16 protein-coding genes are annotated in these 21,506 nt (G+C 68.3%); 4 read left to right on the top strand and 12 right to left on the bottom strand.

Annotated elements, in window-relative coordinates; translation table 11 throughout:
- Positions 1-294 precede the first annotated feature (294 nt).
- Together ureG and MJ797_RS16405 are read left to right on the top strand one after the other, a co-directional pair.
- The gene (gene ureG / locus MJ797_RS16410) at positions 295-1,047 is read left to right on the top strand and encodes an urease accessory protein UreG (protein WP_374582387.1); all 753 of its coding nucleotides are present in this window, start codon (positions 295-297) and stop codon (positions 1,045-1,047) included.
- A 2-nt stretch (positions 1,048-1,049) separates the two neighbouring features.
- Positions 1,050-2,003, top strand: coding sequence for an urease accessory protein UreD (locus MJ797_RS16405; protein WP_239335764.1), 954 nt, complete (start codon positions 1,050-1,052; stop codon positions 2,001-2,003).
- Positions 2,004-2,027: 24 nt separating this feature from the next.
- Here MJ797_RS16405 and MJ797_RS16400 read toward each other — a convergent pair whose 3' ends face one another.
- On the bottom strand, positions 2,028-2,585 hold the full coding sequence (locus tag MJ797_RS16400) for a PaaI family thioesterase (RefSeq protein ID WP_239335762.1): 558 nt from the start codon (positions 2,583-2,585) through the stop codon (positions 2,028-2,030).
- Between the two features lie 386 nt (positions 2,586-2,971).
- Here MJ797_RS16400 and MJ797_RS16395 point away from each other — a divergent pair, with 386 nt between their 5' ends.
- The gene (locus MJ797_RS16395) at positions 2,972-3,586 is read left to right on the top strand and encodes a TetR/AcrR family transcriptional regulator (RefSeq protein WP_239308544.1); all 615 of its coding nucleotides are present in this window, start codon (positions 2,972-2,974) and stop codon (positions 3,584-3,586) included.
- A 69-nt stretch (positions 3,587-3,655) separates the two neighbouring features.
- Here the strand turns inward: MJ797_RS16395 and hpnH are convergent, their stop codons facing one another.
- The gene (gene hpnH / locus MJ797_RS16390) at positions 3,656-4,660 is read right to left on the bottom strand and encodes an adenosyl-hopene transferase HpnH (protein ID WP_239308567.1); all 1,005 of its coding nucleotides are present in this window, start codon (positions 4,658-4,660) and stop codon (positions 3,656-3,658) included.
- Positions 4,661-5,388: 728 nt separating this feature from the next.
- Here hpnH and MJ797_RS16385 point away from each other — a divergent pair.
- On the top strand, positions 5,389-7,722 hold the full coding sequence (locus MJ797_RS16385) for an ABC transporter substrate-binding protein (RefSeq protein WP_239335758.1): 2,334 nt from the start codon (positions 5,389-5,391) through the stop codon (positions 7,720-7,722).
- An 18-nt stretch (positions 7,723-7,740) separates the two neighbouring features.
- On the opposite strand, the gene MJ797_RS16380 is transcribed toward MJ797_RS16385, so the two are convergent.
- From MJ797_RS16380 to MJ797_RS16335, 10 genes are all read right to left on the bottom strand, one after another.
- The gene (locus tag MJ797_RS16380; protein ID WP_239335756.1) at positions 7,741-9,960 is read right to left on the bottom strand and encodes a glycosyltransferase family 39 protein; all 2,220 of its coding nucleotides are present in this window, start codon (positions 9,958-9,960) and stop codon (positions 7,741-7,743) included.
- A gap of 123 nt (positions 9,961-10,083) precedes the next feature.
- A complete protein-coding gene (gene ispH / locus MJ797_RS16375; RefSeq protein ID WP_239335753.1) occupies positions 10,084-11,886 on the bottom strand; it encodes a 4-hydroxy-3-methylbut-2-enyl diphosphate reductase in 1,803 nt (600 codons plus the stop codon).
- The gene (locus tag MJ797_RS16370) at positions 11,883-13,892 is read right to left on the bottom strand and encodes a terpene cyclase/mutase family protein (protein ID WP_239335751.1); all 2,010 of its coding nucleotides are present in this window, start codon (positions 13,890-13,892) and stop codon (positions 11,883-11,885) included. Before MJ797_RS16370 ends, ispH begins: the two co-directional genes overlap by 4 nt.
- A 78-nt stretch (positions 13,893-13,970) precedes the next feature.
- Positions 13,971-14,987, bottom strand: a complete 1,017-nt coding sequence (locus MJ797_RS16365) for a polyprenyl synthetase family protein (protein WP_239335749.1) — start codon at positions 14,985-14,987, stop codon at positions 13,971-13,973.
- Positions 14,984-16,744 (bottom strand): hydroxysqualene dehydroxylase HpnE, encoded by a 1,761-nt coding sequence (hpnE, locus tag MJ797_RS16360; RefSeq protein ID WP_305039727.1) that lies wholly within the window; start codon positions 16,742-16,744, stop codon positions 14,984-14,986. The genes MJ797_RS16365 and hpnE overlap by 4 nt, the downstream gene beginning before the upstream one ends.
- Entirely contained in the window at positions 16,741-17,646 is a 906-nt protein-coding gene (hpnD, locus tag MJ797_RS16355) for a presqualene diphosphate synthase HpnD (protein WP_239308538.1), read from the bottom strand. The genes hpnE and hpnD overlap by 4 nt, the downstream gene beginning before the upstream one ends.
- Positions 17,643-18,659, bottom strand: a complete 1,017-nt coding sequence (gene hpnC / locus MJ797_RS16350) for a squalene synthase HpnC (RefSeq protein WP_239335747.1) — start codon at positions 18,657-18,659, stop codon at positions 17,643-17,645. The genes hpnD and hpnC overlap by 4 nt, the downstream gene beginning before the upstream one ends.
- Positions 18,660-18,976: 317 nt before the next feature.
- A complete protein-coding gene (locus tag MJ797_RS16345; protein WP_374582382.1) occupies positions 18,977-19,807 on the bottom strand; it encodes an SDR family NAD(P)-dependent oxidoreductase in 831 nt (276 codons plus the stop codon).
- Between the two features lie 339 nt (positions 19,808-20,146).
- On the bottom strand, positions 20,147-20,620 hold the full coding sequence (locus MJ797_RS16340) for a DUF192 domain-containing protein (protein ID WP_239335738.1): 474 nt from the start codon (positions 20,618-20,620) through the stop codon (positions 20,147-20,149).
- A gap of 98 nt (positions 20,621-20,718) precedes the next feature.
- A complete protein-coding gene (locus MJ797_RS16335; RefSeq protein ID WP_255739064.1) occupies positions 20,719-21,369 on the bottom strand; it encodes a TetR/AcrR family transcriptional regulator in 651 nt (216 codons plus the stop codon).
- Between the last annotated feature and the right edge of the window lie 137 nt (positions 21,370-21,506).

Here is a 21,506-nt window from a genome sequence, read left to right as displayed (position 1 = left end):
CTCCGCGCTGCCGTTCTGAACGGTGTTCCCAAGCCGTCCTTCGGCTCTCCACGCCCACGCCGCCAACATGGAAAAGGCGATCCCGAAGGACCGCCTTTTCTCACTGAAAAACAATCAAGAGCCCCGACCGGCCCCTACGTCCGGCACAGTTTATGACACCCGGTTCGACGAGTGCGATCTCAGCATAGGCACGCCGATCACAGCCGTCAAGCACTCCTGGGCCTGGTGGGACCAGTGGCAGTCACGGGTGGCTGCTGGGGTGCGGGCCGGGCGGAAGTTCGGGAAGGTGTAGCGATGCACCGCGAGCATGACCTTCAGACGTTCCCCGCTGGGGGCGGCGCCGCAGCCCAGGCGACAACCCACGCGGCGACACCGCGCATGCCGCCGGGCGTGCTCCCGGCCGACCGGGCGGTCCGCATCGGTATCGGCGGGCCGGTCGGCAGCGGCAAGACCGCGCTGGTCGCGGCCTTGTGCCGGAGCCTCGCCGGCACGCTGCGGCTCGCCGTCGTGACCAACGACATCTACACCACAGAGGACGCCGACTTCCTGCGCGCGGCCGGTGTACTCGACCCGGCGCGCATCCGCGCGGTCGAGACCGGCTGCTGCCCGCACACCGCCATCCGGGACGACATCACCGCGAACCTCGACGCCGTCGAGGACCTGGAGTCGAACTGCGGCCCACTCGATATGATCCTTGTTGAAAGCGGTGGGGACAACCTGACGGCAACCTTCAGCTACGGCCTGATCGACCGGCAGATCTTCGTCATCGACGTGGCCGGCGGCGACAAGGTGCCCCGCAAGGGAGGACCTGGGGTGACCAACAGTGATCTGCTCGTCGTCAACAAGACCGACCTCGCCCCGCTGGTGGGCGCGGACCTCGGCGTCATGGCCCGGGATGCCGAACGGATCCGGCACGGACGTCCGGTGCTGTTCACCTCGCTTACCGTCGAACCGGGAGCGGCACCAGTGACCCAATGGGTGCTGTCACAACGTCCGCTGCCGGGTACCCAGCCGGCGCGGGCTCCCCGGCCCGGGAGCATGGCCTGAACATGCCGCGGTCGACAGCCAGCATCGACCACGGCGGTCGGGGCCGGGCATCGATCAGCGCGCACGCTGCCGTACGGGTCGATCCGACGGATGACGGCGGGATCCGGGTGAGCGAACTTCGGTCGCAGGTACCGCTGGTGCTGCGCCGCACCGGCACGACTGACAGGCACGGCAGCCATAATGATCCACAGCACATGCGTCTGCCGACCGTGACCATCCATCTGGTGAATGCCGCGGCCGGCCCGTTGGCCGGTGACCGGCTGCGGCTCGACATCGCTGTCGGGACCGGAGTGTGCCTGCGGCTTCGCACGGTCGCGGCAACCGTCGCCCTGCCCGGGTTCGGCGGGCGCGGCGACCACGGGGATGGGAACTGCCGCGGTGACAACCACGGCGACGACCATTGGGACGACACGGACCGGTCCTCCCTGTTCGACGTCCATGCCGATGTCGGGCCCGGTGCGACGCTCGTGTATCTGCCCGAGCCGACGGTGGCCGCCCGCGGCTGCCGGCACCGCATGCGGGCGAGCATCCGGCTGGCATCGACCGCCTGCCTGCTGTGGCGGGAGGAGATCGTCCTCGGGCGCTTCGGCGAACCGGCCGGCTCGATCTCCACCGCGCTGCGCGTCGACGTCAGCGACCAGGAACACAACCAGAAGCAAGACCGGGACCAGGGAGACGACCGGACGTGGCGGCCGCTCCTGCGCCAGGAACTCACTCTCGACCCGGCCATGCCTGGCCTCGACGGACCGGCTGTTCTCGGTACCGCTCGCGTGGCCGGTTCACTGCTGATCGCCGGACCCGGACCAGCCGGCCTCGTGACCGGCCCGGCCGTCACCGACACCTTCGCTCTGCTCCCGCTGGCCGGGCCGGGAGTCCTGATCAGCGCACTGGCATCGGACGCGGTCACGCTGCGCCAGGCGCTGGAGGCAGGCCGGGCCATGGTCGCCCGCTGGTGAACAACCGCCCGGCATTCGCGATCATCAGGCCGACGGGGGTATGTTCTCCAGCGGGAACACCAGACAGCTGCTGCTCGCGGTGGCGACTATCCTGCCGTCAGCACCGCGGACGTCCCCTTCGGCGAAGACGACACGGCGGCCGGGCCGCACCACCCAGCCGTGCGCGGTCAGTCGGCTCGGGCGGCCGTCGACCACGTGGATCGGCCGCAGATAGTTGACCTTGATCTCGATGGACGTATAGCCAAGACCGGCCGGCAACGATGTATGCACGGAACAACCAGTCACCGTGTCCAGCAGGGTGCAGACAAGACCGCCGTGCACCATACCGATCGGGTTGTATGCGGATTCGTCCGGGGTGCAGTGGAAAAGCACGTCTCCCGCGGTGACGGTATCGATCTCGAAGTCGAAATGCATGGCGATCGGCGGGGGCGGTACCGTGCCGTCACGCATCGCCAGGAAAAAGTCGACACCACTCATGGTCCGCGCCATCGCGGCAACGATCATCGGATCATGCCAGGTGATTGTCCTGCTGCGCGGCTCGCCCCACTCGACAGCCGGTGGGCGTGGCTCGATCGTGGTCATAGCCATAAGACTATGAGGATCGTCGCGCTCCGGACGACCGGAAGCTCCAGATTGTCCTGCTAGCATAGGCGCCTCCGAGCGGCCACCGGCGCCGTCGCGGTACCCGGTACCGTTACCCTCATCTGATCGTCAAGAGCGCCCGGCAACAGGGAAGTAGATCAAGAAACGGGATGGGGTGCGTGCGTCGCGAGGCGGCGGAGGGAGCCAGCGCAGGTGTGGGGCGGCGGCCGACGACAACGAAGCGAGGCGCGTGCCTCAGCCCGGCGACGCCGCCTCCCCTATTGCCGGGCACGCTAAATATCTCAGCCAGCTCAACCAGGTACAGTGATGGACATTTCCACCCCCAAACAAGCCCACCAGAAGACTGAGTGCAACATAATCAGCGAATGAGCAGGATCCGCGGGAGCGAGCATCCGGCCGCCACCCGAGAGGTTCTCCTGGCCGCCGCGAGACACCGATTCGGGACCCAGGGGTACGCGGCAACAGGCACCGAAGAGATCGTGGCCGACGCGCGGGTGACGCGCGGAGCGCTTTACCATCACTTCCGAGACAAAGCTGATCTCTTCAGTGCGGTGATGGAACAGGTCGCCCTTGAGGTCGCCGAGCAGCTCGTCACCACCGAGCTCAAGCGCGCTACGGACGAACCGGCCACGGATGCCTGGGAACAGCTGCGAACCGGCTTCCAGTCGTTTCTCGACATCTGCACCGACAGCGATTTTCAACGCATCGTGCTGGTCGACGGCCCGGCGGTGCTCGGCCACGACGCATGGGACGTCCTGGTCGAGCGCTACGGTTACCGCCTGCTCGCCGAATGGCTGAACAAGGCCATCGACGAAGGACGCATCGACCCGCTGCCGATCGCGCCGCTCACCCGAGTGCTCGCGGCCGTGCTGTCCGAAGCGAGCCTGTTGATCGGCCGAGCCTCCGAACCCGCGACAGCCCGGCGTGAGGCGGGCGAGGTTCTCGATCGGCTGCTGGTCGGCTTGGAAACGAAAAAGTAAAGAGCCGGTCACCAATGGTGACCGGCTCTTCTATGCTAACAGATGGTAACGAGATGGGCGCATGGCACCTCAGACACTGCGCATGGCGCGCAGGGACTCCTTCAGCGACGACGTGGTGGCGAGGACCGCGGAAGTCTCATAACCACAGTGCGCCATGCAGTTCGCACAGCGGGGGTCCTTACCCCGGCCATAGGCGTCCCAGTCGGTGGTCTCGACCAGCTCCTTGTAGGACGACACATAACCGTCGCTCATCAGATAGCAGGGCTTCTGCCAACCGAACAGCGAGTAGCTCGGGATGCCCCAGGCCGTGCAGGAAAGATCGCGTTTGCCCTCCAGGAAGTCCAGGAAGACCGGCGAGTGGTTCAGCCGCCACTTCTCGCGCCGACCGTCGCCGAAGACCTTGGAGAACAGCTCGCGGGTCTGCGAGACGCCAAGGAAGTGCTCCTGGTCGGGCGCCTTCTCGTAGGCGTAGGCGGGCGAGAGCTGGATCTGGTCGACCTTGACCTCGTCATTGAGGTAGGACAGAACGTCGATCACGTCCTGTGGGCTGTCGTTGTTGAAGAAGGTGGAGTTGGTGCCCACCCGGAAGCCCGCGGCCTTGGCCGCGGCGATCGCCTCGATCGCCTCGTCGAAGGTGCCCGCCTTCTCCACGACCGCGTCGTGCCGCTCCCGCAGCCCGTCGATGTGGACGATGAAGGTGAAGTAGGGCGACGGTGTGAATTTCGCCATCTTCTTGCGGAGCAACAGCCCGTTGGTGCACAGCAGGACAAACTTCTTGCGAGCGATGAGCCGGCGGACGATCTCGTCGAGTTGCGGGTGCATCAGCGGCTCACCACCGGCGATCGCGACCACCGGCGCGCCGCACTCCTCCACCGCGGCCATGGCGTCCTCGACGCTCATCCGCTGCTTGAGCACGGACGCCGGGTGCTGAATCTTGCCGCATCCCGTGCATGACAGATTGCAGGCAAACAACGGCTCGAGTTCGAGAACAAGCGGAAAGTGCTTACGACGCAGCACTTTCTGCTTGGCCAGGTACATCCCGATCCGCAACGAGTACCGCCACTCCACCGCCATGGCAATACCGCCCTTCGGCGTCGACATCGTGCGGCCGGACGACCGCTCCACCTCGAGAACATACAGGGTGTACGTACAGCTTGTATGTTCATCGAGAACGTTGAATCGGCCACTCCTCCCGGGCCGCTCCACCGGCCCCGGGCTACATCTGGCATCCGTCACCGCAGGTCAACCGCATAGTCAGGGTTTTTGACCAGAAATTCGGACGAACGTGTGTCGGAAACCCGACAGCGGCCGAATCATGATCGGCAGTGGATATCGACGACGGGCGGCAGGTCCAGCGGCCCGGCCAGAACCGGTCCACGGCGGACGGCCCGCGGACCGGGCGGCCGCCGCACGGCAGGCGCCTGGGCCGTGGTCCGGTGGCCGGTCGGTGCCGTGCGTCCGCTGCGCGGCCGGTGTTGGACGAACATCACACCGACCCCGATAAACTGGACATCGGCCCCCGGCACCCATCCCGGCACCGGCTGTTCGGACTTCAAAAGCGATCCGGGCGTGACGCACACCATTCCCGGGAGGCCCAGGTTCGCCAAATCCGTGACATCGAGCCCGGATGACCGACCCGGCCGCAATCCAAGCGGTGATTGTGTGTAGACCTGACCGGTGAGTCCCGAACCAGCCAACCAATGGCTGTCCCCGGCGGCGCCTAACATCGGCGAAAAAGACAGTGGGCAACAGCGCGGGGGCCACCTGGGGCTGGGCACGCGTTGCAGGGTGAAGGCGGACGTATGACGCGAGGCGGGCACACGGTCACGCACCTGATCGGTGGGCGGTTCCGGCTGGTCGAACAGCTCGGCTCAGGCGGGATGGGGACGGTCTGGCGGGCCGTCGACACCGACGCCGGTGTCGAGCGTGCCCTCAAAGAGATCCGTATTCCTGACAACCTCTCGACCCACGATCGCGAACTGCTGATCGAACGTGCCCGCCGCGAAGCGCGTAACGCCGCGCGGCTCGGCGCTCATCCCCATGTGGTCACCGTGTACGACCTGGTCGAGGACCACGGTGCGCAGTGGATCGTGATGGACTTGGTCCCGGGACGCTCACTGGCGGCAGTGATCGCACAAGACGGCGCGCTGCCTGAACGGGAGGTCGCCCGGATCGGGATCGCCCTGTTGGACGCGCTTGTACACGGGCATCGCAAAGGAGTTCTGCACCGCGACGTCAAACCCTCAAATGTGTTGATCACAGCTGACGGTACCGTCAAACTCGCGGACTTCGGCGTCGCGGCCTACGAAACGGATCATCGGATCACGGCCGCGGGCGGTGTGGTTGGCACTCCCGCCTATATGGCCCCAGAACGCATCCGGGGAGATACGGCCGGTCCCGCGAGCGATCTTTTCTCACTCGCGACCACCCTGCTGCACGCGGCGGAAGGCGTCTCCCCGTTCGGCCGGGACACCACCTTCGCGACCATGCACGCGGTCGTCTACGAAGGGCCGAGCGCACCGGTGCACGCGGCTCGGACCTTTCTGATACTCCAGCCGATTCTGGCCAAAGAGCCCGCCGCCCGGCCCACGACGGAGCGGATTCGCCGCCAGCTGCAGGCACTTCTGTCAGCACCGGCCGCAAAACCGGCAGCGACAGCACCCACGGCGACAGCGACAGCACCGAGCCCCGACGCCTGGCCGACCGCAAGCGCCTTCTACGAAGCACCGACCATGGTCGCTGGTGTTATCGATGGACTACGCCCGGACGGTACGGACGGCTGGAGTGGCTTCGAGGAGATCGCGCCGGTCGCTGGACAGCTGCCTCCCGTCGATACGACCGCAGGCAGCGTCACCGCGACCGCCGGGATCACAGCCGCCAGGGCCGACGCCAGCGGACGGGATGTCGATGATCTCGACACTGTCGGCCTGGCGGTGCTGGCTCCCGATACGCCGCAACCGCGCCGGCCGCGGCCGCCGCTCGATGTCGACCCGGCCACGATCGAACAGCCGGTGTGGGTCGGGCCGGACGCGAGGCGGGCCGTGAACGATGCGGGGAAGACCAAGCGCTCAGCCGGCGCCCGGTTGTCCCGGCGGGGGCTGCTGCTCGCCGCCGTTGCCGCCGCCGGGCTCGGCACCGGCGCCGGATCGGCGGCCTGGGCCGTCCGGCGGATCGGCAGACCGGCCAGCCCCGGAACAGGAACGCTGGACCTCGGTCCGCTGGCGTTGTGGCTCCCGGGAAAGCCCGATGTCGAGTTCGCCGGCTCCTATATCGCCGACCATCGCGGTTATTACCGCCAGGCTGGGTTCACCCGCGCGGAGTTCCATGAGGGTGGCCCGCGGGCTCGAGCGATGGCGGCGTCACTGGCCTCGGGCTCGGCACTCGTCGGTGTGACCACACCGGACGCCCTGGTGAAGGAGATCTCCAACGGCGCACGGCTACGGGTGATCGGCGCGCAGCATCAGAAGTCCCCCTGGGCCATCGTGTCGCCGACGGACAGACCGATCAGGACGCCACAGGATATGGTCGGGATGCGCATCGGCATGGCGGCGGGCAGCGCAGCCGTCTGGACGTCCTTTCTGGCCACCGCGGGAATCGCGGGGACGGCCGTCACCCAGGTCGTCCTGCCCGACTACGTGCGGGCGGTCGCGGACCGCCAGGTCGACGGCGTCCTGTCCGTCGTGACCGACGCCCCGGCGGTCCTCGCCCGCCAGGGCGTCGAAACCGTGACGTTTCTGCTCGCCGACCACGGCTACCCGCTGGTTTCCAACGTGTACGTGGTGAGTGCGGACGCGGTCACCACGGCGAGAAAGAAGATCAAAGCGTTCCTGGCCGCCGAAGTCCGGGGCTGGAAGGACGACCTGACCGACCCGATGGCCGGCACCCGGCTCGTCACCGATGTCTACGCCCGGTCGGCCGGGTTCGACGTCGGTGAGCAACTGGAGAAGAACAAAAAACTGGGCGCCCTCGTCGAAACCGCGGACACCCGTCGCAACGGCCTGTTCACGATGACTGATGCCCTGGTCGCGGCCAATGTCCGCGTGCTGTCAGACAGCGCGGCCGCCCCTGTCGCCAGGCGGATGTTCGATCTGTCGATCATCCGTGAGCTGTACACCGAACAGCCTGATCTGATCTGATCAGGCTGTTCTGGCTGGCTACCCCAATCCATCCGATGGCACCCGGTCGCCCGGCTCGACGGCAATGCTCAGGGCGGCCGTGATCGCGGCCTGTACCCAGCCTTCGCCGTACTGCCCCGGAACCTGCCGCCAGCCCTGGCCCGGTGTCAAGGCGACCAGTCGGCCGTCCGGATGCCGTGCTACGGGGATGCGGTCCTCCCAGCGCCACGCGCGGGCCATATCCGGACGGTCGCTCGCCACCAGCCCCACGACCAGCTCGTCCGCCAGGTCCGCCGCGGCCAGACTGACATCGACCCCGGCAGTGCCGGCCGCGCCCGCGGTAGCCGCGCCGGTGAGCGTCCAGGTCACCGCCTGAGACGAGGCAGCGCTGCCGGTAGCGGGCGTGGCGGGCAGCGGGCGGGTCACTGTCCGGTCTCCGACGCGCAGATAGACCGAGGCATAGGGCACCTTCTCAGGGAGTACCGCCGACACCCGGAATTTGATCTTACTCCCGTCAACGAGATGGAGCTCAGTGAACGAGCCCCGCGTGCTCCACGGGTTCTCCGCCTCGATCATCTCGTCGGGACGCAGCTGGTACAGCCGCCGGCCCGGCATCGTCTCAGCGAGCCGCACGTCAGCCGCACCGAGATCAGCCGCATACAGTACGCCATCCGACAGTTCCGGATCGTTGCGTAAGAAATGGTAGGGAACCTGTGTGTAGCGACTAGGGGTGGGCGGGGCCACGATGACGACCGCCGGCCCAGCAAGATTTTTCGGGATGAGACCGAGCACCTGCCCGTCGACCGCGTTGACATAACGCTGCACGTTGACCTTGGCGGGTAGCCCGGCCGCGGTCACGGCCGCCAGCGCCAGCCCGCAGCCAGCCGCCACCGCGGTCCGCGCGGCCCGCGGGAATCGTCCGGGGACGGCCCGCCACAGTCGGCACGCCCCGCTCGCGGCCAGAATGACCGCTGGCGACAGAGCGGTCATGTGGTAATGAGGGCCAAGGCCGGCGACAAGGCCGGGCAGTGCCATGGCGCTGCCCCACCAGAAGAAGTAGGCGGCGAAGACTCCCAGCACGGTGACGGCGAGCAGCAGGTGCCCGGCACGCCGCCCCCCCAGCGCGAGGCCCGTGAGGAGGCCGAACCCGGCAAGGACGACGAGCGCGGTACCACCGAACAACCAGCCGGGCGCCGCGTCCAACGTCGCGCGGAAAGCTTCCCCGGCAAGACGTCTGGTGAAGGCAAACGTTGGTTCGGACGGCAGGATCCGCCGCGCACCGAAACCGAAGCGGTCCAACGGGTCGGAGGCGGCAAGCGGCAATATCCGCACCGATCCGGTGACGTATCGGCAGAAAACCATGATCGTAACGATGAACGGTGCCGCTCCGATCGAGACCCATGCCGCGTGGCGCAGCAGGAGCAGGGGCGAACGTGGCCCGCGGGCCAGGAGGAACGGGAAGCAGAGCGTGGCCACCAGCGCGGCGTCGAACGGGCGGGCCGTGGCGGCGAGACCGAGTGCCACGCCCGCGGCCACCAGCGATGAGCGGGCTCCGGTGCGGGTGCCGCGCAACAGCGCGGCCATCGCGCCCGTCAGAACGGCGGATGTGAACGCATACGCCATCGGCAGCGCCGTGTGTAACAGGGTCAACGGCGACAACGCGAGGAAGAGCGCGGCGGTGAGCGCGGTCGCCACGTCGTCGAACAGTTCGCGGGCCAGCCGGTAGGTGGCGACCACCCAGGCCGTGGCCGCCAGCGCGGGAGCGACAGCCATCGTCCCGAACAGCAGCTGGGACACGGCGAGCATCGCGGGCCAACCGGGCAGGTACTTGGTGAAGACCCGCCCGTTGTGGACGCCGGTCAGCCATGGGCGGAAGAACGGGTCCACCAGGTTCTGGTCGAGCGTCAGCCGCCCGTGCAGCAGCATCCGGGCCTGGAGCACGTAGGCGGCCTCGTCCGCGTCACCCGAGCCGTGACGGAAAAGCGTCGCCTGTAGCAGCAGGCTCACCGTGAACGAAAACGCGCCAAGGACAAACAGCGCCAAGCCCGACCTGGACCCGAACACCGGCAGCCGTTGCGCCCAGCCCTGCGGCGACGGCACGGCCGGCCCGAGGGGCGCGCCGGGAGAGCCCTGCTGATCAAGCCGCTCCCGGCCGGCCTGATCGGCCAGCACACCGATGCCGTGAACCAGCGGCAACTGGGCTATGGGGACCGGATCGGTCGACACCTGGCGCATCGGGTGGACCGTAGCAGGACTCACACCGCATGCTTTTCAGCACATACTCATGCTACCAATAGCAACTAGAAACGGGCGCTGTGTAGTCAATGACATCCATGGACTACCCAACGCCCGTGCCGGCGGCGTGGAGCGCACCGCCGAGTGCTACTTGGGCTGGCGGCGCAGCTCCTTGGGCAGATGGAACGAGATGGTCTCGGTACCGACCGAACGGACCGCGACCGTGGTCGGCCCAAGACCCGACAGCGCCCTGCTCAGCTCGTCCACAAGAGTGGGAGGCGCGGACGCCCCCGCGGAGATACCGATGGTGTCGGCACCGACCAGCCAGCGCATGTCCACCTCACCGACGTCCCCGACGAGGTGGGCCGGCACCCCTTCACGTTCGGTGACATCGACCAGCCGGCGTGAGTTGGCGCTGTTCTGCGACCCGACCACCAGCACCAGATCGGCCTCGATGGCAACCCGCCGGATGGCGTTCTGTCGGTTCGATGTGGCGTAGCAGATGTCCGCCGATCCCGGCCCGACCACGGACGGGAAGCGGTCACGCAACGCGTCGACCACTTCCTCAGCCTCATCCACCGCGAGCGTGGTCTGCATGAGATAGGTGACCCGTTCGGGGTCCTCGACCTCGAGCCTGGCGACGTCATCGGGTGACTCCACCAGTTTGATTTTCCCGGGTGCCTCCCCGAGTGTGCCGTCGACCTCCTCATGCCCGGAATGCCCGATAAGCAGGACGGTGTCCCCGCGCGCGGTGAACCTGCGAGCTTCCGCGTGGACCTTCTCGACCAGCGGACAGGTGGCGTCGATCACTGACAGGCTGCGATCGTCGGCCTGTTCCCAGACGGCGGGGGCGACTCCGTGCGCGGAGAAGACCACAGTCGCCCCGGCTGGAACCTCGTCGAGTTCCTCGACAAAGATGGCACCACGACGAGCAAGATCAGCAACCACATGGCTGTTGTGGACGATCTGCTTGCGCACGTAGACCGGCGACCCGTGCATCTCCAGTGCCCGCTCGACCACCTCGATCGCCCGTTCGACGCCGGCACAGAACGCCCGGGGCTCGGCAAGCAGCACCTGACGTGATCCGATAGCCGCTGACCAGCGCCCCAGTACCGGTCCGAGAGTCATCATCGTCCGCAATCCGGCGATCCCCCGGCGGGCCAGGTCAAAGCGTCCCAACGGCTGCTCGTCGGTGTCGACGATGACGCGGACGATCGCCAGCGGCACCCCGTTCGCCCCTGGCGCGATCTGCGCGGATTCCATGTCCACGGCGATCGCCCCGGTCGCCGCCAGCTCCGCGCGCGCGGTGCCGATCGCCAGCCGGGGCACCGACACGACCGGGCCGACATGGACGGTCAGGCCTGCCCGGCGCAGTTCACCAGCCAACAGGGGGGCAGACGGGCAGCGCGCGCTCACCGAACCGTCGGAGGTGCGGACCTCGTCGGCCACCACGACGTCCCCCGGCTTCACCCCCGACGCGAGCCCACCGCCAAGACCGACCAGGGCCACCGCATCGGCCCGGGCCTCCCGGATGATCCGGATGGACCGGTTGGCCTGAGCGGGGCCCATGCCGGTCCGGATGAGGATCGTGCCCGCGGGCAGACCGGAGCGGGCCGCGGCCCAGGCCTCCAGCCGCAACGGCGCGGCCACGACCAGCCTCGGCCGGCGCCGGGCCGCCGCGGACAGGGCCGGTGCGCCAGCTCGGCCCAGCTCGGCCCCAGGCGAGGAGGACTCGGTTATCGACGATCTGGCCGTGATTGTCGACGTGGCGACGACCGGCGTGCCAGGCGTCACGGCGTCCGCCGCGTGGACGGCCGGTGCTGCCTGCGGTGCTGGTGATACCTGCGGTGCTGGCGCTGCCTGCGGTGTCCGGGATGCCGGGAGCGCCGACGGCTTGGATGCTTCGGCGGGACCCGCTGTCCGTGATGTGTCCGGTGCCGAGAAAGTCATGATGCGGACCCGCCACTCAGGTATCGACCGAGCGCGGTCAGCGGGAAGCTCAGCCGATACAGATGGTAGTTGATCGAAAAATCTCCAGGGAACCCGGTGCCCGTGTAGTACGGCTCGTCCCAGGTTCCGTCCGGCCGCTGCGTGTCGACCAGCCAACGCACTCCCCGTTCGACCGCGGGAGCGGCCGGGGCGGCGGCGAGCAGCGCGAGCAGCGCCCACGCCGTCTGCGAAGCGGTTGGCTCACCGCGGCCGATCCAGGCGTCATCGGTGTAGGAGCGTAGGTCCTCACCCCAGGCGCCGTCAGGTCTTTGATGCTCGATCAGCCACCGGACAGCCCGAGTGATCGCCGGATGGTCGGCGGACACCCCCGCGGCAATCAGGGCCGGCACGACCGCGCCGGTGCCGTAGAGATGGTTGACGCCCCAGCGACCGAACCACGAACCGCCCGCTTCCTGGTTGGCCAGCAACCAGCCCACCGCCCGCTCGGTGATGGGATTGCGGGCCTGGCCGACCTCGACGAGCATTTCCACCATGTGCGCGGTCACATCCGCGGACGGCGGGTCGATGACCTCACCGAAGTCGCAGAAGGGCAGCTTCGTGGGAAGCGTCCGGGTGTTGTCAGCGTCGAAGGCCCCCCATGCGCCGTCCGCAGAGCGCATCCCGATCGCCCAGTCCACACCGCGGCGTTCGGCTGCCCGCAGCCGGGCCGCGAGGGTGGGATCCACCGCTTCGATCCCACCGGCCCCAATACCAGCGGCCTCGATACCAGCGGCCTCGATACCGCCGGTCCCGATGCCGCCGATACCGTTGTACGGCTGCAGCAAGCGGCGGATGGCCAGTACGACCTCGGCGGTGTCGTCGACGTCGGGGTACCCGTCGTTGTCGAACTCGAACGCCCAGCCACCGGGGGCCAACGCTGGACGCTTGACAGCCCAGTCGCCGGAAATGGTGACCTCCTCGTCCGCGAGCCACCGAGCCGCGCGCACCATGGCCGGGTGGTCGGCGGCAAGACCCGCATCACGCAGAGCAACGACGGCGAGCGCGGTGTCCCAAACCGGGGACTGGCAGCACTCCAGCCGGCGGACCATCCCCTCCGGCCTCCGCTCCCGGATCGTGTAACGCTCCAGGCCGCGCAGCCCGGTCGCGATCACCGGATGGTTCATGGGGTAGCCGAGCAGGGTCAGCGCCATGATCGAATAAATCCAGGGCGGCTGGATGCCGCCCCAGCAGCCGTCGGCCTCCTGCCGGGCGATGATCCATTCGGCGGCTCGGCGCATCGCGTGCCGGCGGAGCACCTTCAGCGGGCGGCGCTCGTACCGGTGCAGCAACGCGTCCATGCGCTGGAACGCGCCCGTCCAGGAGCGCAGCGGTGCCAGCGACCGCGCCGGGAACTCGACCTTGAGCTCGTCGATCCCGAAGCCGAGCGAGCGCCTGGGCCGGAACGTGCCGACGATGGCCAGCGGCACGATCGACTGCCGGGCCCAGCAGCCGAAGTCGTACAGGTTGAGCGGGAACCACGACGGCAGCAGCACCAGCTCGGGCGGCATCACCGGCAGGTCGTCCCAGGACCACTCGCCGAACATCGCCAGCCAGATCCGGGTGAACACCCGGGTGGCGGCGGGTCCGCCGTTCTCCCGGACGTAGGCCGCGGCGGCCCGCATGTGCGGGGCATCCGGGCTGTCCCCGGCAAGCCGCAGCGCGATGTAGCCCTCAAGGGTCGTGCTGAGGTCCGGCGGGCCACCATAGTAGGTCGTCCAGGTGCCGTTCTCGGTCTGGCGCGAACGGATCCAGCGGGCGGTCTGCTCAAGCACATCAGGGGTGAGGATGTCGAGGAACACGCGGAATAGCAGGTCCTCCACCTCAATGGTGATGTTGGTCTCGAGCTCACCCTTCCACCAGCCCTGGTCGGACTGCAACGACAGCAGGTGATCTCGGGCCCGGACGGCGGCTGCCGTCACCGTGTCGGAGAAGACCTGGGATTCCCGGTAGTCGGTGGTCGAGCTCATCAGCGGCTCCCGTCCACATGTCGGTCCCGGTGTGGTGTGAACTCCCGGTCCAGTACGAACAGCAGTGTCATAGCCAGATCACCGATCCCGTTCCGTTACAAAACGGGCAAGGGCGAGCAGTTCGGCTTCCACGAGCGACGGCAGGGCCAACGACGCCAGCAGTTCGGCGCACGCGTCGAGCTGGCGATCAGCCTCAGCCGTGGTCCAGTCGCGGCCACCGGCGCGTTGAACCAGCTCGGCGGCACGGTGCAGGTCACTTTCGGCCGGCTCCCCGGTGGCTGCGAGGAAAGCGCGCAGTTCGTCGGCTTCGGCGCCACCCGCCTCCAGGGCCACCACGACCGGGACCGACTTCTTGCGCGAGCGCAGATCCGACAGGACCGGCTTACCGGTCACCGCCGGGTCGCCCCAGATACCGAGCAGATCGTCCACCAGCTGGAAGGCTGTCCCCAGCCGCGATCCGAACTCGGCGAGACCATCGACGAGGCGGGCGGGAGCGCCGGCGAGCACCGCCCCGATCGCGGTCGAACAGGACAGGAGCGCGCCGGTCTTGCCATCCTCCATCGTCAGTGTGTCCGCGACGGTGATGTCGTTGCGGGTTTCGAAATGCAGATCCTCGGCCTGGCCGCGGACAAGGTCCTGGACGCCCGCCCCGAGCATCACCGCGGCACGGCGGCCGACCTCCCCGTCGACCTCCAGCAGCACCTGGGTAGCCAGCCCCAGCAGGGCGTCACCAGCGAGGATGGCGCCGTCGGCACCGAACACCGTCCAGGCTGTGGGGCGGTGCCGGCGCTCGGTGTCGCCGTCCATGAGGTCGTCGTGCAGCAGTGAGAAGTCATGGATGAGCTCGACGGCGACCGCGCCGGGAAGCCCGACCTCGACGGCGGCACCAGCCGCCTCGGCCGACAGCAACGCCAGCGCCGGACGCACCAGTTTGCCGCCGCTGCCCGCGAGCGGGTTACCTTCCGCGTCGATCCAGCCGCGGTGGTAGGCAACCACACGGCGCAGCCGAGGGTGCAGCCGGTCGACAGCGGCGCGCAGCGCCGGCACTGTCAGGGTCCGGCCCCGCTCGATCGCATCGGGAACCAAAGTGGTCATGCCGGGAATCCCCCTGTCGGTGCCGCCGCCGAAGGCGTGGTCGTGGTCGATGTCGATGTCGTGGTCGGTGCTGACTGGCGGTCAGCACCGGGTGGGTCACCCGGGCGGCCCGTCACTCCGGGGGTCGATGATCCTGATGGGGTAGAAGACGACGGTCCCTCGCCCGGGACGTTGGCCTCAGGCATCCGGGAGGATTGTGACGTTTTGCACGGATCATCCGCTGACGCCCCGCATCCGCCCATGCGCGTTGAAGCACCGCCAGCTGTTTCGACCACAGGCAGCAACCTGCGGGTCGGACCGGGCGAAGGCGGGCCGGGCCGCCAGCCGCCGAGCGCCACCTTCGCGGCGGCGAGACCGCTGCGGACAGCGCCCTCCATAGTCGCGGGCCAGCCCGTGTCGGTCCACGCACCGGCGAGCGCGAGTCCCGGCAGCGCCGTGGCGGGACCGGGGCGCAGCGCATAACTGCCGGGCGCCTGGCGGAACGTTGCCGTGCGTTCGCGGGTCACGAACACCTCGATCGCCTCGGCGTTTCGCGCGGCCGGCAGCAACCGGCGCATCTCCTCGACGAAGATGGCGCGGATCTCAGCGGCCGGCCGGTCGATCCACTCATCGGCGGCCGACAGCGAGATCGCCAGATACTGCGCGCCCGCACGCGGCGGGTGATCCGCTCCAGCCCCCGCGGCGGGCGGGGAGGCCGCGATCCCGCTCGACGCGGTGCGGTCGAAGACCCACTGGACCGGGGATCCGACCACCGCGAGAAACGGGCACTCCAGCACTGTGCGGTCATAGATCATGTGGACGTTGACGATCGGCGCGGAGCCGAGATCGACAAAACGGTCCTGGTTCTCGACCGCGCCCGCCGGCAGCAGGGCCGCGGCCGCCGGTGGAGGCACGGCAAGAATCACCGAGTCGGCATCGATCGGGCCGCTGTCGGTGACCACACGCCAACCGGACGCTGTTTTCGTCAGCTCACGGACCTTCACACCGGTCCGGACCTCCGCCCCGACATCAGCGAGTTCCGCCGCGGCGGCCTCGCCGTGCAGCCGCTGGAGGGGGACGTCGGCCCAGCCGATGTCCCCGGCGTCCGCCCGCTCAAGCAGACCGGTACGCACGACGGTGGCGGCCAGGCCCAGTGATGCCGAATCCGCCGGGGCGTTGAGGGTGGCGACGGTCAGGAGCTCCCACAAAGCCTCGATGGTTGCCGGTGACTGTTTCTGGCCGGCCAGCCAGCTACCGAACGAGGTGCCGTCGACCTCGGGCCGGCTCGGGTCGAGCCGGCCGAGCCGGTGGGCCGCGAGGGCCGCACGCAACCGTTGACCGATCGGGAACGCCCGGTATCCCAGCAGGGCCGGGGTCAGGTGCAACGGCGCCGGCCACGGGATGCGGGTGCGCCGTAGCCGGGCCCGCGCGCCCGACCCGGCGAGCAGCACCGGGACGTCCAGCCGATCCTGCAACGTGGTCAGGTGCACGACCCCGAGGCGACGCAGGAACGCCCGGTAGGCCGTGCAGCAGCGCATGAAGACGTGCTGGCCGGTGTCGACCCACATACCGTCCCGGGCGAACGAGGCGGTCGCCCCGCCCAGGCGCGGCCGTGCCTCCAGCACGGTCACGTCGGCCCCGGCGTCGGCGGCAACCAACGCCGCCGACAGGCCGGCCAGACCGCCCCCGACTACGACCAGCCGGTGCCCCCCGCGACCGGGTGCCGTGGCGGCAGCAGGTGGAGCCGGCGTCGGCTGGGGCGTCACGGACACGCTCATACGACCGACACCTCCGGACGGCCGGCCAGGCTGCGGGCTGCGACCACGGCTTTCTCCCATCCGGGCAGTGACAGCCGCTCCTGTAGGACGGGCGTCGGGTCCGTCCTGATCCGGCGGTTGAGCCGCAGGTAAATACCGGCCATCGCCCCACAGCATGCGGCGCTTCGACGGTCGAGCATGCCCAGGAGTTTCAGGCCACGCGCGTACCAGTCGTCGGCGCGGCGCGCGCAGGTACGCAGATACTCGACAAGCGCGTCAGATGGACCGCCGAGCTGGCCGTTCGAGCCCACTGCGAGGGTGATGCCGGCCTTGTCCAGCTCAGCCCGCGGCAGATAGACCCGGCCGATAATCAGATCCTCCCGGACATCTCGCAGAATGTTGGTCTGCTGCAGGGCTATCCCGAGTTCGTCGGCGACCGTGGCGGCATTGGAGTTCGCCCGGGCCGCCTCAGTGCCGAAGATTCCCAGTGACAGCCGCCCGATGGTGCCGGCCACCCGCCGGCAGTATCCGACAAGATCATCAAATGATTCGTACGTAATCCCCTGCAGGTCCATCTCAACGCCGTCGATCAGCTCGCGGAAGGCATCCACCGGGATCGGGAAACGCCGGCAGGCGTCGCTGAGCGCCACCAGGACCGGATCCGAACTGGACGCGCCGAGACCCGCGATGTCAGCACGGGCCGCTGCCAGGCGGACGATTTTCTCAGCCACGGGAAGATCACCGTCACCGATGTCGTCGAGCCTGCGGGCGAAGGCGTAGACCGCGGAAAGAGCCGCCCGTTTTTCCGCCGGGAGCAGCCGGATGCCGTAGGAGAAGTTACGTGCGGCCGCCCGGGTGAGGCTTTCACAAGCGGCGTACGCCTCAACGACTGTAGGCGGCCGCAGGGGCCCGTTGACGGTCATTCGCCACCTCCGTGCCCGCTGGGCTTCGCGATAGTCCCTCCGCCGGTCACCAGCGGAGGGAGCCCGAGTCGGGCCGCCCGAGCGGCCCGGCGGGCGGACGGTGTCACCGAGGCGAGGGCCACGGTCATGCCATAGCGCGCGATCCGCGCCTTCGGCGCGGTGGGAGCACCACCCAGGACGTCCCAGCGGGCCCGCACGATCGCGTCCAGCGCGGCGCGGCCACCGCCGACGAAGCCCGCGAGAACAAGCCGCAGCCGGCCGTTCACCAGCCCGACCAGTGGAGTGCCTTCGTCGAGGATGCGGCGTGCGCGCCGGACCTGAAAAGCCATCAGGTCCTGGAACGCGGGCCCCGCGCTGGGGCGGGCCAGATCCTGTTCACGGACCCCGAAGCTGGCGAGATCCTCACGGGGCAGGTAGATCCGCCCAGCCGCGAAGTCCTCGGCCACGTCCTGACAGTGCTCGACGATCTGGAGCGCCGTGCAGACACGGTCCGACAGGGCGACCCGGTCAGGCGTGTCGACACCGAAGATCCCCAGCACCATGCGACCGACCGGATCCGCGGACAGAGTGCAATAACGCAGCAGGTCGTCAAAGGTGTCATAACGGGTGACAAGCTGGTCCTGCCGGTTGGCCGCGACGAGCCGGTGAAACGGCTCGGGATCCAGACCGCACTCCCGGACGGTCGGCACCAGCGCCCGGTTGACCGGGAGAGTCGGCGTTCCCGCCCAGACCCGTTCAAGATCTTCTTCTAGTGTATCGAGCAGGGCGAGCCGGTCGCCGCTCGCCTCGTCCCCGATGTCGTCGACGAGCCGGGCGAATCCGTAGATGGCAAACAGGTGCTGCCGCTGCCGGGCCGGGAGAATCAGCGGAGACACCGTGAAGTTCTCGGCGGAAGCCGCCCTCAGCACATCCTGAGGCGAGGACGTGAGGGCCTCGCCGCCGGGCAGCGGCGCGCCGGATGTTCCCGTCGGCCCGCCTGGCGCTGGGCCGATCGTTGCGTCGCTAGCAGTCATGCGCCTCCCCCTCGTCAGCGGTTGGGCCTGGCGCGAACCGCCGGAGCAACCCGACGGTGCGCTCGAACAGGTCAACTTTCTAGATCCATCGGGTCTCCGGCGGTACGGGAACAGCGACGGTCGCGCCGCCGCCGGCCGGCGGAACCATCAAGGCCACCAGCGGGGGAACGCCATCTGGCGCACACCCGCGGCGCTCGCTGGTCACCACCGCGCAGCCGCCCAGCCGCGGTCCCACGCCGGTCGCGCAACCGGTGGACGGGGCCCCGTCCAGGTGCCATGGGCGACCCACACCCAAACAACTTACGGTAGCGACCCACCTACCCGAAGACACTCGCCAGCCGCCGGTAGAGCGGCGGCGCGGCTCCGTTTACGCGGGCGGCAAGCGACAGCCAGCGGGGCACCCACACCTCGGCCTGTCCCCGTCCAGCCGCGAACAGCATGCGCTCGGCGACAAGACGGGCTGGTTGAGGACGTGGCCACCTTCGGACGTACGGCGCTCCACGGCGGTGGAAGAAAGAGGTGTCAACCGCCCCGGGGAAGCACAGAGTAACCGAAACGCCCCGGCCAGAAACCTCGGAACGTAGCGCGTTCGCGAACCCGACCAGAGCCGCCTTGGTCGCCGAGTAGGCAACCTCACCACGGACGCCGAGAGCGCCGGCAATGCTGCCCACCAGAAGGATGCGCCCGTGCCCACGTTCCAGCATGGCGGGAAGCACCGATCGGACGAGCGCCATCGGCGACAACAGGTTGATGGCCACCAGCTCGACGAGAGACTCGTGGGAAAGCTGGTCGTAGGGCCCCGCCGAGCCAAGGCCAGCCGCACAGACCAGTAGGTCCAGGTCACCGAGGAGATCCTCGGCACGGCGCGTTACCATGGACTCCGACCCTAGAACAGACAGGTCGACGGCAATTCGATGCCCCTCCGTTGATGCCGCGACCTCGTCAAGCGCCGCGCCGTTACGGCCAACCAGCAGGACCTGACAGTTCATCGCGGCGAGGAGCAGCGCCGCCTCCCTGCCGATACCACTGCTGGCGCCAGTGACGATCGCGGTCTTGGGCGGCCACCCCCGGTTACCGCCGAAACGGGACGGCTCGGCGACAACGTGCAAACGGCTGTCCGGAACAGTGGGACGGGCCGGTGTGTGCACAACAAAACCCTCCGGTCGCGCGGTGGTCGCCTCCTCCCGGGATGGGAGACGGTCGCGGTCAGGCCTTCGGAACCTGGGTGTCGACAGCGCTGGCGACAAACGGTCGGCCACGTTCGGCCTAGCCCTATTTCATCGCCCCACGGCCGGAACGTCCATCGTCGGCTGGGCGACACCACGCCGAAAGCCCTGTCGGACCCGTCACGTCAACGACGGATCCACACTGCAAGCACTACATGGCATCCCATCGACATTCCCCCAAAATAGGATTGCCGACTTGTAGCTCTTCTCACATCGGAACGCCGATTTTGCATCACCGACACACTGCCGCCCTTGATGTGGCTAGCCGAACTCGATCATGTCACCTGGACGTGTGCCAGCGTTTCTAAAGGTACCCCCAGGCGCTTCGACAACCTCTGTGTAGACCGAGTCGGCCCGATAGATCTCGCAACGTTGTGAGTCGGTCTCGGAACACGGCGTCATCTCACGAACCGTGACAACCCGCCCGTACCTGGCAAAGACAACGGACAGCGGCAACAGCGTTCGGTACATGTAAAAACCCGCCGAGGACTCACCGTTGAAGATGAAGAGCATCCCCGTTCCGGCCGGAAGCGACGTACGGCCCATAAGCCCCCGCGCCCGCGCCGCCGGCGTGTTCGCGATCTCCGCGACAAGGGTAACTGTGCCAACCCGCACCTTCGTGGTCACCGTCGGCCCGTCGCGCGCGCCGGAACCTTCCGTCGCGGCCAGGCAGACAGCGGCTCCGGCAAGCGGTAAAGCGACCAGCAGAAGCAGCTGACGTGACCAGAACACCATTCGGACGCTACTCCGCCGGCAGCACAAGGTCCCCCTTACCGGCCGATTTCGCGGGGCGCCCCGTTACACCACGATCGCCATCAGCCATCCCTGAAAACTCAGCATCCGAGAGCCGCGAGGGCGGCCTCGACGACCTCCTGCCGAACATCGTCAGGAACCAACGGCTGGTCAACTTTATCACCGGCCGCCACCGCACCGGCCGCACCCAGGCTGCTCCCATTGCTGGGAGCGGACGCGGCACGGGCCAGCGCCCGTCGTGCCAGCGCGGTCCCGAGGATACCGGCCTGCACGCACCCCACGGCGCAACGCGCCCGCAGAATCCGTAACTCAGTGGGATCGGGCCCAGCAAGAGCGGCGACAATCGCATCCTGATGAGATGCAATGTCACCCTTGCCGATCTGTCGATGGATCACTGACGGATCGTTGACGAAGGCGAACAGCACAGCGCCCGGCCCGGCCATTGCCTCGACCAGACCCTCGATGATCGCCCGAGCCGAAGCCGGTGGATCAACGCGCGAGAGATCCCTCACATGACCGAACGCCTCTACGAACGGCTGGACCACTGCATCCAGAATCATGTCCTTGGACGCGAAGTGGTAGTAGAGAGCGGCTTTCGTCATACCAAGCCGCTCCGCAATGTCACGAATTGATGTCCCCGCGTAACCCTGTTCATTGAAGAGCTGCACAGCGACAGCGAGAATCCGGTCGCGCGTGTCCCCCGCGCTAGCGCGCGGTACGCGGCCGGACATCGTCGCCCCACACCCCTCTCACCGGGAGGTCGGTAGCGAAGAACCTATACCCTCGCCAAGCAGACCCATATTTACTGACCGATCGGTAAACTACCCCGATCGGCCGATCACCCTGACCCGTCCATCGGCCCAGACCG

It is taken from the genome of Protofrankia sp. CiP3 (assembly GCF_917627345.1).
GTDB lineage: Bacteria > Actinomycetota > Actinomycetes > Frankiales > Frankiaceae > Protofrankia.
This window is presented reverse-complemented; position numbering and strand designations above follow the sequence as displayed.